Raw genomic sequence first — 17,755 nt, forward strand, 5'->3', positions numbered from 1 at the left:
ACCGGGAGCTCCAGTGTTCGCATTCCTCGCCGCCACGGCCCGCCGGCTGGCCGGACTCGGGTTCCTGGTGCTGCTCACCGCTGGCGTGCCGTACGCGCTCATCCGATACGTCGGCTGGCCACTACCTCGCCAGGTTCCTACCTGGCAGGACATCGCCACGGCCCTCACCTCACCGCTGACCGACACCATGCTCGGCAATGCCATCGTGTGCCTGCTCTGGGTGGCGTGGGCGGCGTTCATCTGGTCGCTGATCGCCGAGGTCGCCGAAACCGTCACGGGCATCCGCCTGCCGCAACCCCGCGCGATCGCCCCGGCCCGCGGGCTCGCCGCCATCCTGGTCGCCGCCATCACCGGCGGCGTCCTCGCCACCGCCGCCCAGGCCGCACCGACCCTCACCCAGCCAGCACAAGCGACAACGGCCCACACCAGCGCCACCGCTACGGCCCCGGCAACCACCGTGCCCAGCAGCACCGTGCGGCTGGTGAGCACGGATGGGCACCACACGGAGACCTGGCAGACAGCCGCATCGACGTCCGCCCTGGCGGACATGGGGGATCCGGTGCCGGCCCGGCTGGTAGCTGGCCACGTGACGCTCGTGTCATCCGGGCAGACCTACACCTGTGAAGTGCGGCGCGGGGACACCCTGTCGAAGATCGCCCAGCAGTGGCTCGGCGACGCCAACCGGTGGCCGGAGATCTTCGCCCTCAACCGGGGCACCCACTTCCGCGACATCGGCGGCACCCTCACCAACCCGAACCTGATCTATCCCGGCTGGACCCTGGAACTGCCCGACGACGCCACACCACCCGTCGGCACACCCCGGACCCCGCCACCCGCCGACCCCCCAGCGGCAGGCCCCGAACAGCCGACACCCGGCACCGCCGCGCCCGCGCCGACACCACCGAGCCAACCCACCCAGCCGCCACCCGACGCGCCGTCCGTGAGCCCGTCGCCAGGCTCCACCACCCGGGCACCGCACGACGGTGACGACGGCGTAGTGCACGTCCCCTCGCAACCGGTCTCCGCCTCGCCCGCTGAGCGGCCGTCGGCCTTCGGAGCCTCGACGACGCCCAGCCCTTCGGTCGACGGGCAGCAAACACCCGGGCCGCGAACGAAGGCGTCACCCGGTGTCTCACTCGGCACCGGCAGCTGGCTCGACGCCGGGCTCGTCGCCGCGATCCTCGCGGCCGTCGCCCTCGTCTGGGCCCACCGCCACCGCCGCTACACCCGCCGGCCCGTGTCGGCCGACCTGCGCCTGGACGACCCCGACGTGGCGCCCATGCCGCCCGTGGTGAACCAGATCCGCCGCCGCCTGCGCCACGCCACCACGGCCCCCACCGATCCGGCCGGCTACGAAGGTCCGGACGACGACCTCGGGCTGTTCACCGACCCCGACGGCACCGAAGCGGACGACAACGCCTCCGTACCGGACAGCCCTGACACCTCCGATCAGGACGCCGACCTGCTCGACGACGACCGTCCGGAGATCGCCGGGCGGCACGACCAGAACGGCGCCCTCGACGACGCCGGTCTCGACGACGAGGACCACCACGAAAAGCCGGCGCCTGCCGCGGACCCGCGCGCAGGAGACGACACTGCGCTCCGCCCGGTGGTGCCGTCACTGGCGCACCCGCTCGCCGCGGTCTGGCCGCCTGCCGGCCTGGGGCTCACCGGTCCCGGCGCGGAGGCCGCCGCCCGCGGGTTCATGGCCGCCGCCCTGGCCGCCGGGGGCCTCGACGCACCAGAAGACCGCACCTGGCTGGTCATGCCATCAGCGACCGCGGCGACGCTGCTCGGCGCCGGTGCCGTCGCGCTGCCCCGCACCCCGCGGCTGACCGTCACCGGTGGCCTGGACGAGGCACTCGACCTGCTCGAGGCGCAGACCCTGCACCGCAGCCGCATCGCCTACGCCCACGAGGTCGACACCGCCGCCGAGGCCCGCGCGGCGGACCCGACCGGGGAGCCGATGCCGCCAGTCCTGCTGCTGGCCGACGCCGACACCCGCCACCAGCGCACCCGTATCGCCGCGCTCCTCGCCCAGGGCCAGCGCCTTGACATCCACGGCGTGCTGCTGGGCGCATGGCCCGACGGCGACACCGTCGTCGTCGCCGAAGACGGCACCACCAGCCGCGCCCAAGGGAAAGGCTCCCGCCACGGTGGCCACCCGGCCGACATCGGCCGACTGGCCGTCCTCACCCCGTCCGAGACCAGCGACCTGCTCGTCACCCTCGCCGAATCCCACACCGGCCAGCCGCAGGCTCCCGCCCCGATCGAACCCGTCACCACCGCCCAGGCCACGACCGCCGCACCCGATGCGCAACCTTCTCCCGACACCGAGCCGGCGCCAGCCGACGTCCCCGTCCGCGAGGGTGACCACCTGCCGGCATCCGGCCCCGAGCCCGTGCCCGCCGCCCCGACAGCAACAGCGGGCAGCGCCAGCAGCGAGACCGCCCCGGCCACCCAGGCAGCTCCGCCCACCGACGCCCATGCCGGCGGCGCGGACACTGCCCGCGACGGTGCGCCCCCGCCCGCCGTGGAGGAACCGGACACCGACGGCGCGGCCGAGAAAAGCCAGGAGACCAGCCACGGGAGGGTGCAGGTCTCCGTCCTGGGCACCGCCGCGATCGTCGACGTGCCGCCCGGGCCGACGCTGCGCAAGAAATCCCTCGAAGTGCTCGTCTACCTGGCCGTGCACGACGGCGACGCCTCCGCCGAGGCGATCCTCGACGACCTGCTCCCCGACGCCCCCGCCAACAAAGCACCCGGCCGGCTCTACACCTACGTGTCCGACCTGCGCACCATCATGCGCCGCACCGCAGGACGCGGCACCTACCTCACCCACCCCCACCAGCGGTACGTCCTCAACCGCGACGCCGTCGACGTGGACCTGTGGCGCATGCGCGCCGCGATCCGCGACGCCAACCAGGCCACCGACCCAACCGAGCGCCTCGCCGCGCTACGCCGCGCGGTCGACACCTACCGCGGACACCTGGCCGACGGCGCCGACTACGAATGGATCGAGCCCTACCGCGAAGCCGTCCGGCAGCAGGCACTCGACGCCTACCTCGCCCTCGCCGACGCCCTCGCCAACAACCCCGCCGAGCAGCTCACCGTCCTCGACGCCGCGATCGGCCACAACCCGTACGCGGAAGAGCTGTACCAGCAGGCGATGCGGGCCCGCGCCGCGCTCGGGCACCTCGACGCGATCCGCAGCCTGCGCCGTTCTCTCACCCGCGCCCTCGGCGAGATCGACGCCGAACCCAGCGATGACACCATCGCCCTGGCCGACGAGTTGGTCGCCCAGGTGCAGCGCCCCGGCCGCCGGCCCGACCTGCGGCCGGCGCCCCGGCCCGGTGACGGAGCCGCCGCGTGACCGCCACACTGCTACCCCGGCACACCTCCGCCCGTACCCCGGAGATAACAGAGGCCGACCTCCGGCACCTGACCCGGCTGCGGTGGGCCGTGCGGGCGGTGCTCGCCCTCGGCGTCGCCGCGTCGATCGCGGCGAACGTCCTACACGCCCGGCCGAACCTCATCAGCCAGGTCATCGCCGCGTGGCCGCCGCTGGCGCTGCTGCTGACCGTGGAACTCATCTCCCGCGTACCCGCGTACCGCCGCGGCCTGGCCGCCGCGCGGCTGATCGCCGCCGCCGTCATCGCCGGCATCGCCGCCTGGGTGAGTTACTGGCACATGGTCGGCGTTGCCGCCCGGTATGGCGAAACCGACGCCGCCGCCTCCTACCTCCTGCCCATCTCCGTCGACGGGCTGGTCGTCGTGGCCAGTATCAGCCTGGTCGAGATCGCGGGCCGGATCCACTCCCCCTCCGTCAGTCGGGGCGATGGCCAGCAACCCGCCACCACGCCAACGGAGACGCCGTTCCCAACGGCCGAACCCCCGAGCCTGAAGGCACCGGCCCCCGCATCAGGGCCGCCCCAAGCGCGGCAGGCCCGAGGCTTCGACGTATCGCCGACGGACAGGCCGCAGGCTGCGATCCGCGGCGACGAGGGCGAGCGTTCGAATGCGGACGCCACCGGGCACTCGCCGACCGACGCGCGCGACACCAAGGAAGTTGCACCTGAGCCCCCGCGGGACGAGGCACGGAACCACGAGGACGCTCACCTTGTCCGGACCGGTAACGACGCCTCGGCGTCGCCGCACACGGCGCCGTTGCGGGGCACTGACCTCTCTCACCACGACACGGACCGGTCCGGAAGCAGCAGGTCCCGCCCCACCGGCTCTTCAGTCGCGCCGGTCGAGAACTCCGGCGAGCAGGACAGAGTCAATACTCCGGACGCTGCCCAAGAAATTGAACCGGACCCCCTCGAGGGCCAGGGACATGACCCCGACCCGGACGACGGCACAAGCAGCACAGAGGTGCCACCCGACACCGCCGGGGCCGTGGCCTACTGGTACCGCCAGGACCCGTCCCTACACCCAGCCGACATCGCCACCAGAATCGGCCGGTCCGAGCGCACCGTCCGCCGGTACTGGCCACCCGTGCCGCGAACCGCGAACGGACACGGAACCAGCCGCGTCACCGAGGAGGTTGGAGCCTCGTAACGCCCTCTGAGCCGGCCGCAGAGGCCCTGACAAGCGCGCGAAAATGATCTTTCTACCGGCCCAGTGGCTGTGCCACGCTTCAGGGGTGGAACCGAGAGAGCGGGTTCAACGGCTAGTCATGGCCGCCGAGCTGTACGCCATCGAGGTGAGTACGGCATACGACGAGGTCATCAAGCAGGTCATCGCCCGGGTGGCTGATGCCGGGAGTCTGGGCAAGCTCGACCTGGGGGCTCTGAGCGCCTGGAAGCGATTACGCGCGGACACCCCTTGGATGGCGCGTCTGATGAGCTGCCCTGAGCAGGAGATCCGGCAGCATACCGAGCGGGCCGTCACCGCGGCACAGGACGAGTCACGAACGGTTGCGGAGGCAGCAGTGGCCGCCCGCTCCGCTCTCACACCACTGCCAGGCTTCAGCAACGGAGATGCCCTGGCATCGGTCGTGTGCTTTGTAGCGGCACCGACGCGGCTCGCCGTATACGACAGTCGAGCGCATTCAGGCCTGCAGCAGTTGGGCCTTATGCTCGACAACCGGCCGGGTCGTTACGGTCGCTACCTGGCGCTGGTGGAGCGATGTCGCGCCGAGTTAGCCGGCCAAGGTTACGAATGGTCAGCGCGTCAGGTAGACCTTGCTCTCTACCAGCTCGGTGGTCAGAAGCAACGGTAGATCTTGTCGCGGCGTGCCGTGCCTCGGCCCCGCAGCGCGGTCATCGATCGGCCGTCGACATGGCCCGCGCTTGCGCACGGTACAGGCATCAGCTGGCACCCAGCCGTACTTTGCCACCAACAAAAAGAGAGCCGCCTTCTCACTCCATGCCCGGCGAGCCGCCGGGAAAGCCGGGCATTCGCTAATGCTGAGTGACTGGCTAACGGTGTGTTGATCCCAGCGACGGCCTTGACATCGGTGACGGCACAGCACGAGCCGACGTGGGCCAGCGCATCCGGTCGTGGCCGGAATCCGAGCGCCGGTAGAGGCGCCCGGATCCCGGTGGACCGCAGTTGGCCTGCCCTGTTACAGCTGCGCGATCAGCGGCTGTGCGTGCCGGTCGAAGTTGTATCCGTCGTCCCAGGGGAACCGGCCCTCCTGGTCGGGCCACACCATCTGCTGGAGGCGGATCTGGTCGCGGCCGTAGCGGTTGATCGCCATCGCGGGTAGCAGTTCGTCGGTGGGTGGCCCGTCGATGATCATGGCGTCGTAGTCGGCGATGAGGTCGCTGATGCGTTGGCCGTGGGTGAACCGTTCGGCCTTGTCGTAGACCCGGCGGGCCAGGTCGTTGAGCAGGCTGTGGGCGACCTCGGGTGGCAGTCCGGCGGTGATCAGTTCGGGGTAGTCGTAGGCGGTGAGTCCGACGGTATAGGCGAACGGGGCGGTGGTGTCGGGGTCGTCGTCGGTGGGCAGGACGTGGGTGACGGCCCAGCCGGTGGTGTCGATGATTTGGTCTTGGCGTCGGAGGAAGTCGTTGATGTCACGCATGGTGGGTGTCTCCTGGGCATCCGGGGGTGCGGGCGGGGTCCGGGTCGGGTGGCTCGATGTCGACGAAGCCCCAGAGTCGTTCCATGACCTGGAGTTGCCAGGTGCGGTAGCGGTCGGCGAAGCCACGGCAGAGCGCGGGCGGGACCGGGCTGCCGGCGTAGGGCAGCGTCGAGTGGCAGATGATGTAGCCGGCGTCGCCGCGCGCTTCGGTCACCATCTGCTTGAGCCGGCCGGGGTCGAGGTGCATCGGGTTGCCGGGCTTGAAGATGCAGGTGTCGCACTCGCGGGCGAGTCGTCGGGTCTTGCGTAGTTCCGGGTCGCCGACGTTGAGTCGGGGTGACCGGTCGGCGTCCGGTTCGTCGGCGGGTTTGAACATGCTGTCCATAGTCAGCTCCATCTCGTTGCGGCGCGGGGCCCGCATGCGTGGATGCGGGCCCTGCGGATCCGGGTGAACGGAGTTCCTCGGTGCCGGTATGGCCTGGTCAGAGCTGACCCAGCCAGGTCAGCACTGTGGCGACGTCGGCACGGCGCAGCCCGTGGTACGGGTCGACCGGGTGCAGCAGGGTGGGTGCGCCGCTGGCGGTGCGCTGGTCGGCGGTGGTGGGGTCCTTGCCGCCGAACTCGTCGTCGAGGACGGCGAGTGGCCGTCGCGCGGCCCAGGCATACAGGTCGGTGAGTTTGTTCTGGTGGCCGAAGCGGATTCCGCCGGCGTGCACGGGGACGTGCGTCCAGGTGGTCGGTAGGCCGAGCCGTGGCGCGATCCATGTGGCGGCGAGGTGGTTCCAGCTGGTGCACCACACCGGTTGGGCGTGCTCGGCGAGTTCCCGCAGCCATGGCCCGTGGTGGGGGTTCAGCCAGACGGTGCCGGTGACGTGCCGGCCGTCGGGGGCGGGCCCGTCGTAGCGGTGTGGCCGGTAGCCGAGTGTCTCGGCGTGGGCCGGGTTGGCGGGGTTGAGGACGCCGTCGACGTCGATGGCCACGATGGGTGAGGAGGCGGGGTGTGCCAGCGGTCGGGTGTTGGTCATGGCTGGGCCTGCTCGATGGTGATCGGGTGCAGGGGCACGGTGAGCCGGTCGGCGGTGTGGCCGGGCCGGTCGGCGGGTTGCCACGTGTCGGCGGCGGCGTGGGTGGGGAACGGGCCGATGGCGGCGAGCCTGCCGTCGGTGCGGTCGAGCAGAACGAGAACGGCGGTGCGGGCGTCGTCGAGGGCCGGGCGCAGGACGTGGGCGAGGTCGGGTGGTAGGTCGACCCAACTGGTGGCGGGTAGATCCGTGACGGCGGGGTCGTGCAGCGGTACGGGCCTGGTCAGGGCTAGCGTGGTGCTGTTGAGCGTGGCGGCGTGGGAGTGGGCTGCGTCGGCGCCGCTGGTGGGGCCGTGGGCGCCGAGCTCGCCGCTGGTGTGGACCGCGAGCAGCGCGTGCGGGTCGCGGATCTCCAGGGAGTCGAGGACGGCGAGGGTGACGGTGTCTCCGGTGCGCATGTCGCGCAGGGTGAGTAGGACCGGCCGTCCGTCCGGGTCCCGGGTCCAGGTGATCGTGTCGAAGTGTTCGCTGGTGACGTCGCTGAGGCGCCGCCAGGCGCGGTTGTCGGTGTCGAAGGGGTGTTCGTCGTCGGTGCCGTAACGCATGAGAACTCCTTGTTGGGCAGCGTCGTACCGCGTCCGGACCCGGGGTCGGTCAGGACGCGATGCATGCACGCTTCGATGGCGGGGGGTGGTCAAGTCGCGGGGCAGCAGTGAGGCCGTTCGGCAGCGGCCCTCCGCGGGATGCGGGTGGGGCCGCCTGGGGCAGCCCCGCATTCCAGGCCCTGGTATGTCGTGGATCCCGGCGTGCGGCGCTGCGCGGGCCGTAGCCGGCGCGCAGCGCCGCGGCGCGGATTGGGACTGGTTGGCTGCCGGATCGGGGCCTGCTCGGCCGGGGTTCAGGCCTGAGTGAGTGCGGTGACGGCGGCGTCGGCGATCGCCGCGATGGCCTCGGTCGGGTCGGTGACGGTCAGGGTGGTGGCGTGGGTGAAGGTGTGCCCCCAGACCTGGTCCGGGTCGGTCGGCTCGCCGCCGGTGGGCGGGTCGGCGGGGTGGAGCCACAGCACGGCGCAGCCGGCGCGGTGCAGGGTGGTGACGAGTTGTTGCCCGGCGGGGATGTCGTCGAGGTAGCCGTCGGAGACGACGGCGAGCATCCGCAGGGTGCGGCCGTGGCGCAGGTCGAGGAGTTGGTCGGCGACCTTGACCGCTTCCGGGAAGGTGGCGGTGGCGAGGCCGGTGCGCATGTGCATCACCTGCCTGGGGTAGGTGCGTGGGGGCACCAGGACGGTGGTGCGGTCGCCGAACCCGATGGTGGTGGTTGTCGCCTCGGCGCGGCGTGCCGCGTTGGCGAAGATCCACGCTGCGGAGGACATCGCCTCGGTGTAGCGGCTCATCGACCCGGACAGGTCGACCAGGATCGCCAGGTGCAGGCGGGGTTTCTCGGGCGGCAGTTGTGCGCGCTGCTGCCACGGGGCGGCGGTTGGGAGTTGCCCGGCGGCGGTTTGCGCTTCGGCGGTGATGGCCTGCCGAGTCCGGAGCCGACCGGGTGGGATCGCCGAGGGGCGCCGGCCGGGTTCGGGGTGGCGGGTGCGGGCCTGCCGCAGCCGATGGGACAGGTCGCGGGCCGCGCGGTGCTCCTGCTCGGTCGGGTCGGTGCGGGTCCACTCCGCTGGTGGGCTGTGCCGGTGGGCCAGCAGCGCCGTCGCGTACTCGGTCGGGGTGACACCAGCGGCGACGGCGAGGTAGTCGACGAGGGCCGCGGCGAGCCTGCCAGGGAACAGGCCGGCGTCCGGCACGGGCGGGTCGTATTGCTGGTCGGCGTCGATGCAGAGGACCTGACACCACCGCCGGGCCAGGCAGATCATGGTGTCGGCATCGGCGTCGTCGCAGGTGTGGGCCTCCCGCCAGATGTCCCGCAGTTGCCGCAGGCGTTTGCGGCCGAGGACGCCGGTGACGGCGGCCCGGACGGGGCGGACGTCCTTGCTGGTGACGATGCGGGCGTCGACGCGGGCCAGGAGCAGGGCGGCGAGTTGCCCGGCGTGCCACGCGTCGTCGACGGCCGCGTCGCCGGGGTCGAGGAGGGTCTTCACGATGTGGCGCAACCACCGGCGGTCGCCCCGGCGGCGGGCGCGTTGGCGTCCCTCAGCCCGGGATTCCTCCAACATGTCGGCGACAGCGGCGAGGATCGGCGGGGTGCCGGGCGGGGTGGCCCAGCGGCTGTGCGCGGCGTGCGCGGCGCCGTGCACGAGCAGCCCGTAGCCGGTGGGCACGAGGCGCTTGTGCCGTGCCTTGGCCGGGTCGGTGACGTCGGGGCGCTCGGCGATGTAGGTGGCGTCGACCTCGATCCGGTTGAGGTCGGGGTAGAAGCACTCGGGCGCGTTCCCGGCGGCGCCGGGGGCGACGAGGACAGTGAGGTCGGTACGGCCGGTCAGCAGCGGGACGTGCTTGGTCCACGCCGCGGACCAGTCATGCCAGTCGCTGGCGCCGGCCGGCGTCGGCGGTGCGCCCTGCTGGAGGTGGGTGCTGGGGTGTGACACGGCTTGGCTCCTTCCAGAAATCTGAGGTGAATGGCGGTTAGCGCTTGCCGAGGGCGAGCGCGGTGATGGGCGTGCCGGTGTGTCGGGACAGGGCGGCGGTGACGTCGTCGCGGGCGTCCTCGGGGGCGATGCCGGCCAGGTTGGCCAGGGCGGCGGTTATGCCCAGGTGGTCGCGGACCTTGACGAAGCCGAGCAGTTCGCGCAGCTGCGGCGCCCACATGGTCTTGCCGGCGGCGAGGTCGGCGTTGAGGTCGATCGCTGCGGCCACGACCTGCTTGGGGACGCCGAGTTGGCGGGCGAGGTCCCAGTCGGTGGTGACGTGCAGGTGGACGGTGAACCGGGAGGCCAGGGCCTCGGTGAGGACCGCGCCGTGCACGCCCGGGTTGTGGCCGGCGACGATGTAGAACCCGTCGACGGCTTCCACGGTCTCGTTGCCGTGGGCGGGGATGGTGATGACCCCGCGGCCGTCCATGGCCGGGTACAGCACGGCCAGGACGCGGGGCGGGATGAGGGTGGCGTCGTCGACCAGCAGCACCCGCCCCTCCCGCATCGCGGTGACGAGCGGTCCGTGGATGAACTCGTAGCCGCCGCCGGGTACCGGGTTGTAGGAGCCGAGGAAGTCGTCGACGACGGTGTCGCCGGTGCCGGCGACGGTCAGCAGGTCGGGGAAGGCCGCCTCGACCATGGCGGTCTTCCCGGTGCCAGGCGGCCCGTACAGCAGCACGGGCACCTGCTGGGTGCGCAGCCGCCGGAGTTCCTCGACGTCCCAGCCCTTGCCGAGCCGGCGCGGGTGGTACAGCGTCCCGTTCGGTCGCGGTACCGGCGCGGGCCGCGCCTGCCGGCCACCACCAGCACTGCCGCTGGAGCGGGTGCGGGGTGCGGCGGGTGGGAGGGTGCCGGCGGCGTCGATGCCGGCCTGGGTGATTTGGAAGCGGTGGTGCGGGTCGCGGTGGTGGGTGGCGTGCCCGGCGGCGGCCATCTTCTTCAGCGCCTCGAACACCGCCCCGGACGACGGTGCCCCGATCGCCCGGGTGATCTCGCCGACCTTGAGAATCTGGTCGGCGTGGTCGGCCAGGTGCAGGGCGACCTTGCGGTAGAGGTAGCCGGACCGGCCGGAGCCCGCGCCGGTGGTGGGAGTGGCGGTGCCGCTGGTCGGGGCCGGATCGTTCTGCGGTGAACCTGCCGGTGGGTGTGGTGTGGTCATGGGATTGCCTCGATTCGGGGTCGGGCCCGCGCACCCGTCTCCGGGTGCGCGGGCGGTGGGTACCGCACAGCGGAGACGGGCGGGGTCAACCCCTGCCGGCCCTCATCGGGGCCGGGCAGGTCGGCGACCCCACCCCTGGTGGTGCTGAAGGGTTACGGCGACACGTCAGGTCGCCGCTGGTACGTGCTGGTCGGTGTCGAGGCCGCGCGGGCGGTGTCGGCGCCGACGATGGAACCTCCGCCAGGCCAATCGATCAAGTCGAATGGGTGCGCGGGTGCGGGAGCGCCGGCTGACTACGTGTGCACCGTGGCAGCGGGAGGTGGTGCTGGCGGCGGGCTCGTGGTCAGTCGGCGCAGCCCCGTTCGCAGCCCTGCGGGTCGCACTGCTGTCCCTCGGCCATCCGGGCCAGGGCCAGCCTGTCGTCGCCGTCGAGGTCGTCGAGGAACGGCCAGCCGAACCCGTCGGCGAACGCCTTGACCTTGGGCGCCCCGTACATCGGGTAGCCGGGGTGGTCCATCGCCGCCACGATGTCGTCGCGGCCGAGGAGCCAGGCGAGTTCGCTGAGCTTGTCCACCGACCGGCTCGCCGAGTTGCTGCGGTGGTCGAGGATCTTCCCGACGGCGAATCGCAGGTAGTCCCGGGCGTAGGTCTCGTGGTCGACCCGCTGGGTCCACTCGCCTGGGTGTCGGGGGGCGATGACCTGGCGGGCGTGGTCGAGGTCGAGTGCCTCCACGAGCACCTCCTCGCGGAAGCCGAAGATGTCCCCGCGGTCGGCCCGCAGAGCCCAGATCCGGGTGACGATCTCCTCTTGGGTACGGACGGTCACTGGGTTTCCTTCCTGTTGGTCTTGCCTGTCGTGGGGTGTGTCGGATGCCGCCGCCGAATTCGGCTCAGCCTCGGCAGGCGCGGCGGGGTCTGGTTGGGGGTGCCGGCCTATGCCTGGTCGGTGTCGGGCAGGTCGCCGACGATCCGGTCGCAGGCGTACGGGTCGACGGCCTCCCAGCACCAGCTGCGGCCCATCACCACGTACCGGCCGTCGCCGTCGGGGGTGATGCGTTCGATGGCGTCCGGGTCGTCGGACAGCGCGCGCTGGTCGGCGACGATGACGTCGCCGTCGAAGGACAGGTCGGCCAGATCCGCGTCGACCCGCCGGTCCAGGTCGTCGGCCGGCACGCCCTGCTCACGCAGGCGGTCGCGGTACCGGTCGCGGTGGCGCTGCTGGTCGGCGACGATCGCCTCCGCCACCGGGCGGGTGCAGGAGAACACCGCCCACCCGTTCCAGTGGTCGATCAGGGTGCCGACGAACCCGACCTCGATCCGGTCGTCGCCGTCGGGGCCGGTGGTGCGCGCCCAGTCGCCTGCGAACACGCCGACGTCGCCGATACGGACCCGGTCGGGGTGCAGGTGGGACACGTCGCGGCCGGTGGGGCTGGCCGCGAGGTGAGACAGGTCCGCGACGCGGTCGGTGGCGGCGGTGTCGTAGGCGTCGCGGTAGACGGCCATCGCCTCGTCGCGCTGCTGGATGCGCAGCCCGAACCAGCCCGTGGTGTCGCCGGTGGCGTCGGCGAACAGCTCCCACCCGGCGATGTCGACCGACTCTCCCGCCGAGGAGAAGTGGGGCAGGGCGTCGAGGACGGCGGGATCGCCGTCCGCAATGCCGGCGAGGATTCGGCGCGCGGCCAGGCGGGTGTCGCCGCCGACGCGGGCGCCGATGGTGTCCTGCGCCCACCACTCGGCGGCGGTGCGTCCGGCCTCGGTGCCGGCGGCGCGCATCCGCTGCAGCGCGGCGGCCCATCGGGTGGCCTCGCCGACCAGGCCGCCGGGGCGAGGCGGGGTGGTGGTGACCGGTGCGATGCGGTCGCCGGCGTCGAGGCACATCGACAGTGTCGAGCCGCTGTCCCAGGTGACCTCGACGATGTTGTGCCGCTGGTCGTGGCGGCGGACGGTGCCGGTGTCTCCGGGGCGCAGCAGGGTGTGCGGGTCGCTGGTGCGGACCAGGACGACACGCTGGCCGGCCTTATAGCTGGTCATGGTGGTCTCCGATCGGTCGTCGGGGTCGGTGGAAGGGCGGCCGTTATCGGCGGCCGGAGCGGGCATGTGGTCGGTGTTCACCTGGCGCTGCCCGTCGCGTCACCGGTGGCGGGCTGCTGCGGCGGCCAGGGCTTGCGGACGACGTGGTCGCCGAACATCGGGTCGGTGGCGACCGAGGAGCCGCAGCGGGTGCAGCTGGTGGCGGTGTCGTAGCCGTAGCCGGCCATGGACGGCACCTCGACGTGGTCGATCTCGTCGACCGCGCCGCAGACGGTGCACACCGTCATCTCCGGGCCGCCGTCGAGGGCGGGTGTGGTGACGAACAGGTCCTCGACCGGGTCGAGGTGGTGGGCGCTGTGCCGCAGCCAACGGCCGTGGACCGTCGCCTCGTACACCACCAGCCGCCGCTGGTCGAGGTGCAGCAGATACAGCCACTCGAGGAACCCGTCGAGGTGCTCCCGCAGCGAGCCCCGCCGGATCGCGTCGTCCTCGGTGACGACCGGGTAGCCCAGCCCGGGCACGGGCGGCTGCCGGTCCCAGCGCCGGGCCTTGGGGTTGATCGCAAGGGACCACCAGTCGCGGGCCAGCAGCGCGGCGGCCATGGCGTCGGTGTCACGACCGAACGTGTCGGTCCAGATCCGGCGCAGCAGCGGCACCAGAACCTCCGGACCCTCGCCGAACTGGATCAAGCGGGCGGTGTACCTGCCGCGAAACGCGGCAACGCCGATCAGCGTGGGTGTGCTCACGTGCCTTTCCTCCTCAATGTGGGGTTGCGGCGGTCGTCCCCGGGCGGGACGGCAGCCGAGCTTGGGTGCCATGGATCCGCCGGCATCGCCTCTAGGGCCTTGTGCCGAGCGGGGCGTTCTGAGCCGCCATGAAGGACACCGGGTCGATCGCGCCGTTCGGGCTGGCATCGCCGTTGTGGTGCACCTCGTAGTGCAGGTGCGGGCCGGAGCTGTGGCCGGTGGAGCCGACGACGCCGATGGGCTGGCCGGCGGCGACCGGCTGCCCGATCGTGACCATCGGGGGTTGGTCCATGTGGCAGTAGCGGGTGAGCAGGCCACCGGCGTGGTCGATGTCGACGTACCAGCCGCACCCGCGCGTGAGGTCGGGGTGGCCGTCGCGGTCGCAGCCCCATTCGGCGCCGGTGTCGGCGTGGACGGCGTTGCAGCGCACGGTGCGGACGGTCCCGGCGGACGCGGCGCGGATGACGGTGCCGCGCGGGGCGCTGAGGTCGACGCCGTCGTGGCCCGGCCGGTCACCGGTACGGAACCCTGATCCGACAGGGGCGAGGACCGGCTGCGTCCACGGGCCGGTGGCCCCGCACCCGGCCAGGCCGTCGGTGGGGAGGCCGGCGGTGTCGGCGATCGCGGTGACCAGCTGGGTGGCCGGTGTCTCCCATTTCGCGTAGGCGTCGGGGAAGGCGCTGACCTGCACGGCCTGGGCGGCCTCGGTGAGCGGCATGGTCTGCCAGCCGCTGATCGTGACCAGCTTGCCGAAGAACTTCTCCGACGCGTAGACGGGGTCCTGGAGTTGGGCGGGGCTGCCCCACCCTTGGCTGGGGCGCTGCTGGAACAGCCCGACCGAGTCGCGGTCGCCGCCGGCCAGGTTGCGTAGCGTGCTCTCCTGCATGGCGGTGGCGACCGCGATCACCCAGCCGCGGGCGGGTAGCCCGAGGCGGGCGCCGGTGGTGACTATCGCGGCGGCGTTGCCGACCTGGTCGCTGTCCCAGTCACCGATCGCCGGCCACCCGGCGGGCGGTCCGAGCGGGGACGTCGACGGTGATGGTGATGCGGCGGGCGATGCGGACGCGGGGATGCATCCGGCGGCGGCGTTGCCGCCGAGGAATCCGCCGAGGCCGCCGGCGCAGAGGATGACCACAGCGACGAGCGCGACGGCGAGCGACACCAGGGATCGGAGCTTCATCCGGGCCTCCGGCGGCCGGTACTGGGACGGCGGGTTCGGCGTGCTCGCGTGGCGGCGGTGTGGTCCGGCGTGGCTGGCTGCGGCCGGTTGCGGGGCGCGGAGCTGGGCACGGCGGTTCTCCTGGCTCGTCAGTCGAGGGGGTAGGCGCCGACTGGGTCGCCGTCGTCGCTGTGCACGGTGACGGTGTCGTCGGCGGGGTTGATCAGGTAGATCCACGAGGCGGCGAGGTCGGTGGCGCGGTGAAGTGGGAAGACGGTGGCCGGCTCCTGGCTGGTGTCGTCGAGCGTCACGCCGACTCCCGCGACCGGGTGTCGGCCAGGCACCGACGCCGGGCCGGGCGTGACGTCGGCTTCGAGGTGGTCCCAGTCGTGGGCGAGGACCGCGTTGATGAGGGCTGTGGTGTCGCGGTGGGCGGTGCTGGCCCAGATGCCGCGCAGCTGCGGGATAAGAGATGAGGGGTAGCCGTCGGCATGGACGTAGCGGGCGCGGACGATGCTCGGCTGGGCGGGGTCGGCGGCGCCGACGTAGCAGGGGGTTCCCACGGGTCTGTCTCCTCGTGCTGGGGTGGTGTCGAGGTACGGGCACGGCGACGACCGCGCGGCCGTGGTGGGCCACGCGGTCGTCGGTGTCGGTTGGGTGCTGCGGCTAGCGGGCAAGGACGGCGACTTTCTCGCCGTGCAGCAGCGGCGCGTCGCCCGGTCCCTTGATGTGGGCGTGTATCCAGATCCGGCGCGCCAGCCCGTGCTTGTCGGTCAGGCGGCGCCATAACCGCGTACGACGAACCGGACGCGGTAGTGCCACCTGGCGGGTCCGTCGGCGGGTTCGGTCAACGCTGAGGTGCGCCGCAGCATCACGACGCGTGTGTCGTGCACGATGCGGGCGCGGGCGGCGCGGCGGCGCGCGGGCCGGTCCAGTGGCGCGGGCGCGGCGACGCTGATGGGTTGGGCCTGGATGCGCCAGAACGCGTAGGCGATCGCCGCGCAGACGCGGGTGCGGGCGGCGGCGTCGGCGATCACGCACCGGCCGTCGGGTGCGGTCTCCCAGTCGCGGTCGGGCTCGTCGACGTCCGGGGGCGCGACGGCGGGCACGGGCGCCGCGATCGGCAGCCTGTCCAGGTTCGTCAGCACGTACGGACCCAGCCGGGACCGTAGCGTCGGATCCTGGTGGGCGTAGCCCTGGATGCGGGCGGCGTGGGGGTCCTCGGGGTCGTCCCGGTCGGCCCAGCCGCAGATCAGCCATGACCGTCCGCTGGGGGAGGCGATGGTGGCCCACGTGATCGCGGCGATTCCGCTGACCTGGCCGATCAGGTTGCGGTGGTAGATCGGTTCGGGCAGGAAGAGCACGCCGCTGTCGGTGGGGGCGGCGTCGGCGGTGAGCAGGTCGCCGGTGAGGTCGAGGGCTTGGGCCGCTGCCGCGACGACGGCGGTCATGGCGGGGGCGAGGACGTATGCCTCACTCTGTGCCCACACTGCGCTGTTGGCACGGTTGATGACGCCGACGAGTTCCTGGTGGGCGTAAGCGGTGTCGTCGTCGGGAAGGCTGGCGAGGAGGGTCTCGACGAAGGCTCGGGTGTACTCGCCGCCGGCGGTGCTGGCGCAGTACTCGTGCATACGGGTCTTCATCTCGACGGCGGCTCGGGCGTATCCGACGAGGCTGGTCTCGGTACGGAAGGTCATGGGGCTCCTCGTCCTGATCGGGTTCGCGTGGCGTGTGGGGGGTTGCGGCGTGGGCTGGACCTACGCGGCGTACGCGGCGGTCAGGGTCGCGCCGGGAACTCGGCGAGGCAGCCGCTGCGGAATCCGCGATCGCAGGTGCGTGGCGGTGGCGGCGAGACCGGCGGTGAACCAGCCGACGAATCCGCCGGAGTTGCGGACTGGCCGCTGTGGCGCTCGTTCCCGGCTAGGAGTCGGCTGCGGCAGGCGTGGCCGTCGCGCGGCGCGCATCGCCCGTTGTGCCTGCCGGGCGGCCGAACACGGCCCGACCTGGTCGGCGCACTGCAGGTTGGCGCACCGGTCGCCGGGCCCGGGTTGGTGGGCGGTGAGGACGTCCACGGCCAGCCGCCACAGCAGGGGGTCGGTGACGTCGCCGGGGAGCAGGGCGCGGTGAGACGGGCGGATTCGGCTGCGGTCAGGCATGGCGGGTGACCTTTCGTCGGGTTCCGGGGCAGGGTCACCGTCCGACCAAGGCCGAGCGTGTTGTGCCTGATGGCCGGCTCGAAACAGTGACCGGTGTGATCGACGCTCTTCTCTCGGCCAAGGTCAAGTCGTCTACCGGAAGTGGTGTGGAGGGCACTGCGCTCGACGCGCGGGGACAAGGTCGGGAGGGGCGGTTGTCGGCTTGGCGTCGGCGGCTGTCAGGAGGGCGTCGGCGTGGATCAGCCGGGCCGGCACGTCGTCTCGACGAGGCGCGCCAGTCCAGGGCGGATGGTCGCCGTGCCGTCGTGGTCGAGCTGATCGTCGATGCAGACCACGGGCTGCGCATCGCCCCGCAGCCTCGTGATCTGGTAGCCGCGGCGGTCGGCGTCGACCGCGTCGATGCGCCGGATCTCGTGCAGGTCGTCGGGCTCGACGAGGACGTCCTCGTAGCAGACGGCCCAGGCCAACAGTCGAAGTCCGGGAGTGGGATCGGCGAGGAGGTCCGCGATCAGGCTGATGTCGACGCAGGCGGCCAGGGCGGGCCTGGCGACCGGCTGGTTGACCTCGAGCGCGGCGGCGAGATCCGGCAGGAGATCGGCGAGTCCAGCGCGGTAGCGGCCCATGTGGGTGTCGTTCAGCGGTAGGTGCACGGCGCGCATCTGGCGCCTCGTGCCGTTAGGTGCTGCTGGCACCGGCCGGTCCTGCACGAGCAGCAGGAGAGGCGGGCGGCCCCAGCCGCGAAGGTCAGTGCCGGCCTCGATGTTCAGCAGGCACCCGGTCAGGGTGTGGACGGCGTTGAAGGACATCACGGGGATCGGCTCCTTGACGGACGCGAAGCCCCGCAGGCCGATCGGCCTGCGGGGCTCCAGG

General features: G+C 72.3%; 17 protein-coding genes. 3 read left to right on the forward strand and 14 right to left on the reverse strand.

All coding sequences use genetic code 11. The features are described 5' to 3' along the window. Positions 1-13 precede the first annotated feature (13 nt). The 3 genes from MICAU_RS30350 to MICAU_RS30360 all read left to right on the forward strand — a co-directional run bounded on the left by MICAU_RS30350 (position 14) and on the right by MICAU_RS30360 (position 5,224). Positions 14-3,373 carry a BTAD domain-containing putative transcriptional regulator gene (locus tag MICAU_RS30350; RefSeq protein ID WP_041799145.1) on the forward strand — a complete coding sequence of 1,120 codons (3,360 nt, stop codon included), beginning with the start codon at positions 14-16 and terminating at the stop codon, positions 3,371-3,373. Then, complete coding sequence (locus MICAU_RS32190; protein ID WP_013289178.1) at positions 3,370-4,560, forward strand: DUF2637 domain-containing protein; 1,191 nt, start codon at positions 3,370-3,372, stop codon at positions 4,558-4,560. The genes MICAU_RS30350 and MICAU_RS32190 overlap by 4 nt, the downstream gene beginning before the upstream one ends. A gap of 118 nt (positions 4,561-4,678) precedes the next feature. Continuing rightward, a complete protein-coding gene (locus tag MICAU_RS30360; protein ID WP_013289179.1) occupies positions 4,679-5,224 on the forward strand; it encodes a hypothetical protein in 546 nt (181 codons plus the stop codon). Between the two features lie 345 nt (positions 5,225-5,569). Here MICAU_RS30360 and MICAU_RS30365 read toward each other — a convergent pair whose 3' ends face one another. The 14 genes from MICAU_RS30365 to MICAU_RS30430 form a co-directional block, all read right to left on the reverse strand. Then, positions 5,570-6,031: a DUF4262 domain-containing protein gene (locus MICAU_RS30365; protein WP_013289180.1), complete on the reverse strand. Its 462-nt coding sequence runs from the start codon at positions 6,029-6,031 to the stop codon at positions 5,570-5,572. Then, positions 6,024-6,416 (reverse strand): hypothetical protein, encoded by a 393-nt coding sequence (locus tag MICAU_RS30370; RefSeq protein WP_041799146.1) that lies wholly within the window; start codon positions 6,414-6,416, stop codon positions 6,024-6,026. Before MICAU_RS30370 ends, MICAU_RS30365 begins: the two co-directional genes overlap by 8 nt. Positions 6,417-6,513: 97 nt before the next feature. Then, complete coding sequence (locus MICAU_RS30375) at positions 6,514-7,056, reverse strand: HAD domain-containing protein (protein WP_013289182.1); 543 nt, start codon at positions 7,054-7,056, stop codon at positions 6,514-6,516. Further along, entirely contained in the window at positions 7,053-7,658 is a 606-nt protein-coding gene (locus MICAU_RS30380) for a hypothetical protein (RefSeq protein ID WP_013289183.1), read from the reverse strand. The genes MICAU_RS30375 and MICAU_RS30380 overlap by 4 nt, the downstream gene beginning before the upstream one ends. A 293-nt stretch (positions 7,659-7,951) precedes the next feature. Then, complete coding sequence (locus tag MICAU_RS30385) at positions 7,952-9,589, reverse strand: VWA domain-containing protein (protein ID WP_013289184.1); 1,638 nt, start codon at positions 9,587-9,589, stop codon at positions 7,952-7,954. Between the two features lie 37 nt (positions 9,590-9,626). Continuing rightward, positions 9,627-10,793 (reverse strand): AAA family ATPase, encoded by a 1,167-nt coding sequence (locus tag MICAU_RS30390; RefSeq protein WP_013289185.1) that lies wholly within the window; start codon positions 10,791-10,793, stop codon positions 9,627-9,629. Between the two features lie 343 nt (positions 10,794-11,136). Then, positions 11,137-11,619, reverse strand: a complete 483-nt coding sequence (locus tag MICAU_RS32890) for a hypothetical protein (protein ID WP_013289186.1) — start codon at positions 11,617-11,619, stop codon at positions 11,137-11,139. A 107-nt stretch (positions 11,620-11,726) separates the two neighbouring features. Then, positions 11,727-12,824, reverse strand: coding sequence for a DUF4314 domain-containing protein (locus tag MICAU_RS30400; protein WP_013289187.1), 1,098 nt, complete (start codon positions 12,822-12,824; stop codon positions 11,727-11,729). Between the two features lie 77 nt (positions 12,825-12,901). Further along, positions 12,902-13,570 carry a hypothetical protein gene (locus tag MICAU_RS30405; protein WP_013289188.1) on the reverse strand — a complete coding sequence of 223 codons (669 nt, stop codon included), beginning with the start codon at positions 13,568-13,570 and terminating at the stop codon, positions 12,902-12,904. Positions 13,571-13,661: 91 nt separating this feature from the next. Continuing rightward, the gene (locus MICAU_RS30410) at positions 13,662-14,750 is read right to left on the reverse strand and encodes a M23 family metallopeptidase (RefSeq protein WP_013289189.1); all 1,089 of its coding nucleotides are present in this window, start codon (positions 14,748-14,750) and stop codon (positions 13,662-13,664) included. A 128-nt stretch (positions 14,751-14,878) separates the two neighbouring features. Continuing rightward, the gene (locus tag MICAU_RS30415) at positions 14,879-15,292 is read right to left on the reverse strand and encodes a hypothetical protein (protein ID WP_013289190.1); all 414 of its coding nucleotides are present in this window, start codon (positions 15,290-15,292) and stop codon (positions 14,879-14,881) included. Positions 15,293-15,502: 210 nt separating this feature from the next. Next, positions 15,503-16,426, reverse strand: coding sequence for a hypothetical protein (locus tag MICAU_RS30420; RefSeq protein WP_013289191.1), 924 nt, complete (start codon positions 16,424-16,426; stop codon positions 15,503-15,505). Between the two features lie 60 nt (positions 16,427-16,486). Beyond that, positions 16,487-16,885, reverse strand: a complete 399-nt coding sequence (locus MICAU_RS30425; RefSeq protein WP_013289192.1) for a hypothetical protein — start codon at positions 16,883-16,885, stop codon at positions 16,487-16,489. A 239-nt stretch (positions 16,886-17,124) separates the two neighbouring features. Further along, positions 17,125-17,691 carry a hypothetical protein gene (locus MICAU_RS30430; protein WP_235437554.1) on the reverse strand — a complete coding sequence of 189 codons (567 nt, stop codon included), beginning with the start codon at positions 17,689-17,691 and terminating at the stop codon, positions 17,125-17,127. Positions 17,692-17,755: the final 64 nt, after the last annotated feature.

It is taken from the genome of Micromonospora aurantiaca ATCC 27029 (genome assembly GCF_000145235.1).
Taxonomy (GTDB): domain Bacteria; phylum Actinomycetota; class Actinomycetes; order Mycobacteriales; family Micromonosporaceae; genus Micromonospora; species Micromonospora aurantiaca.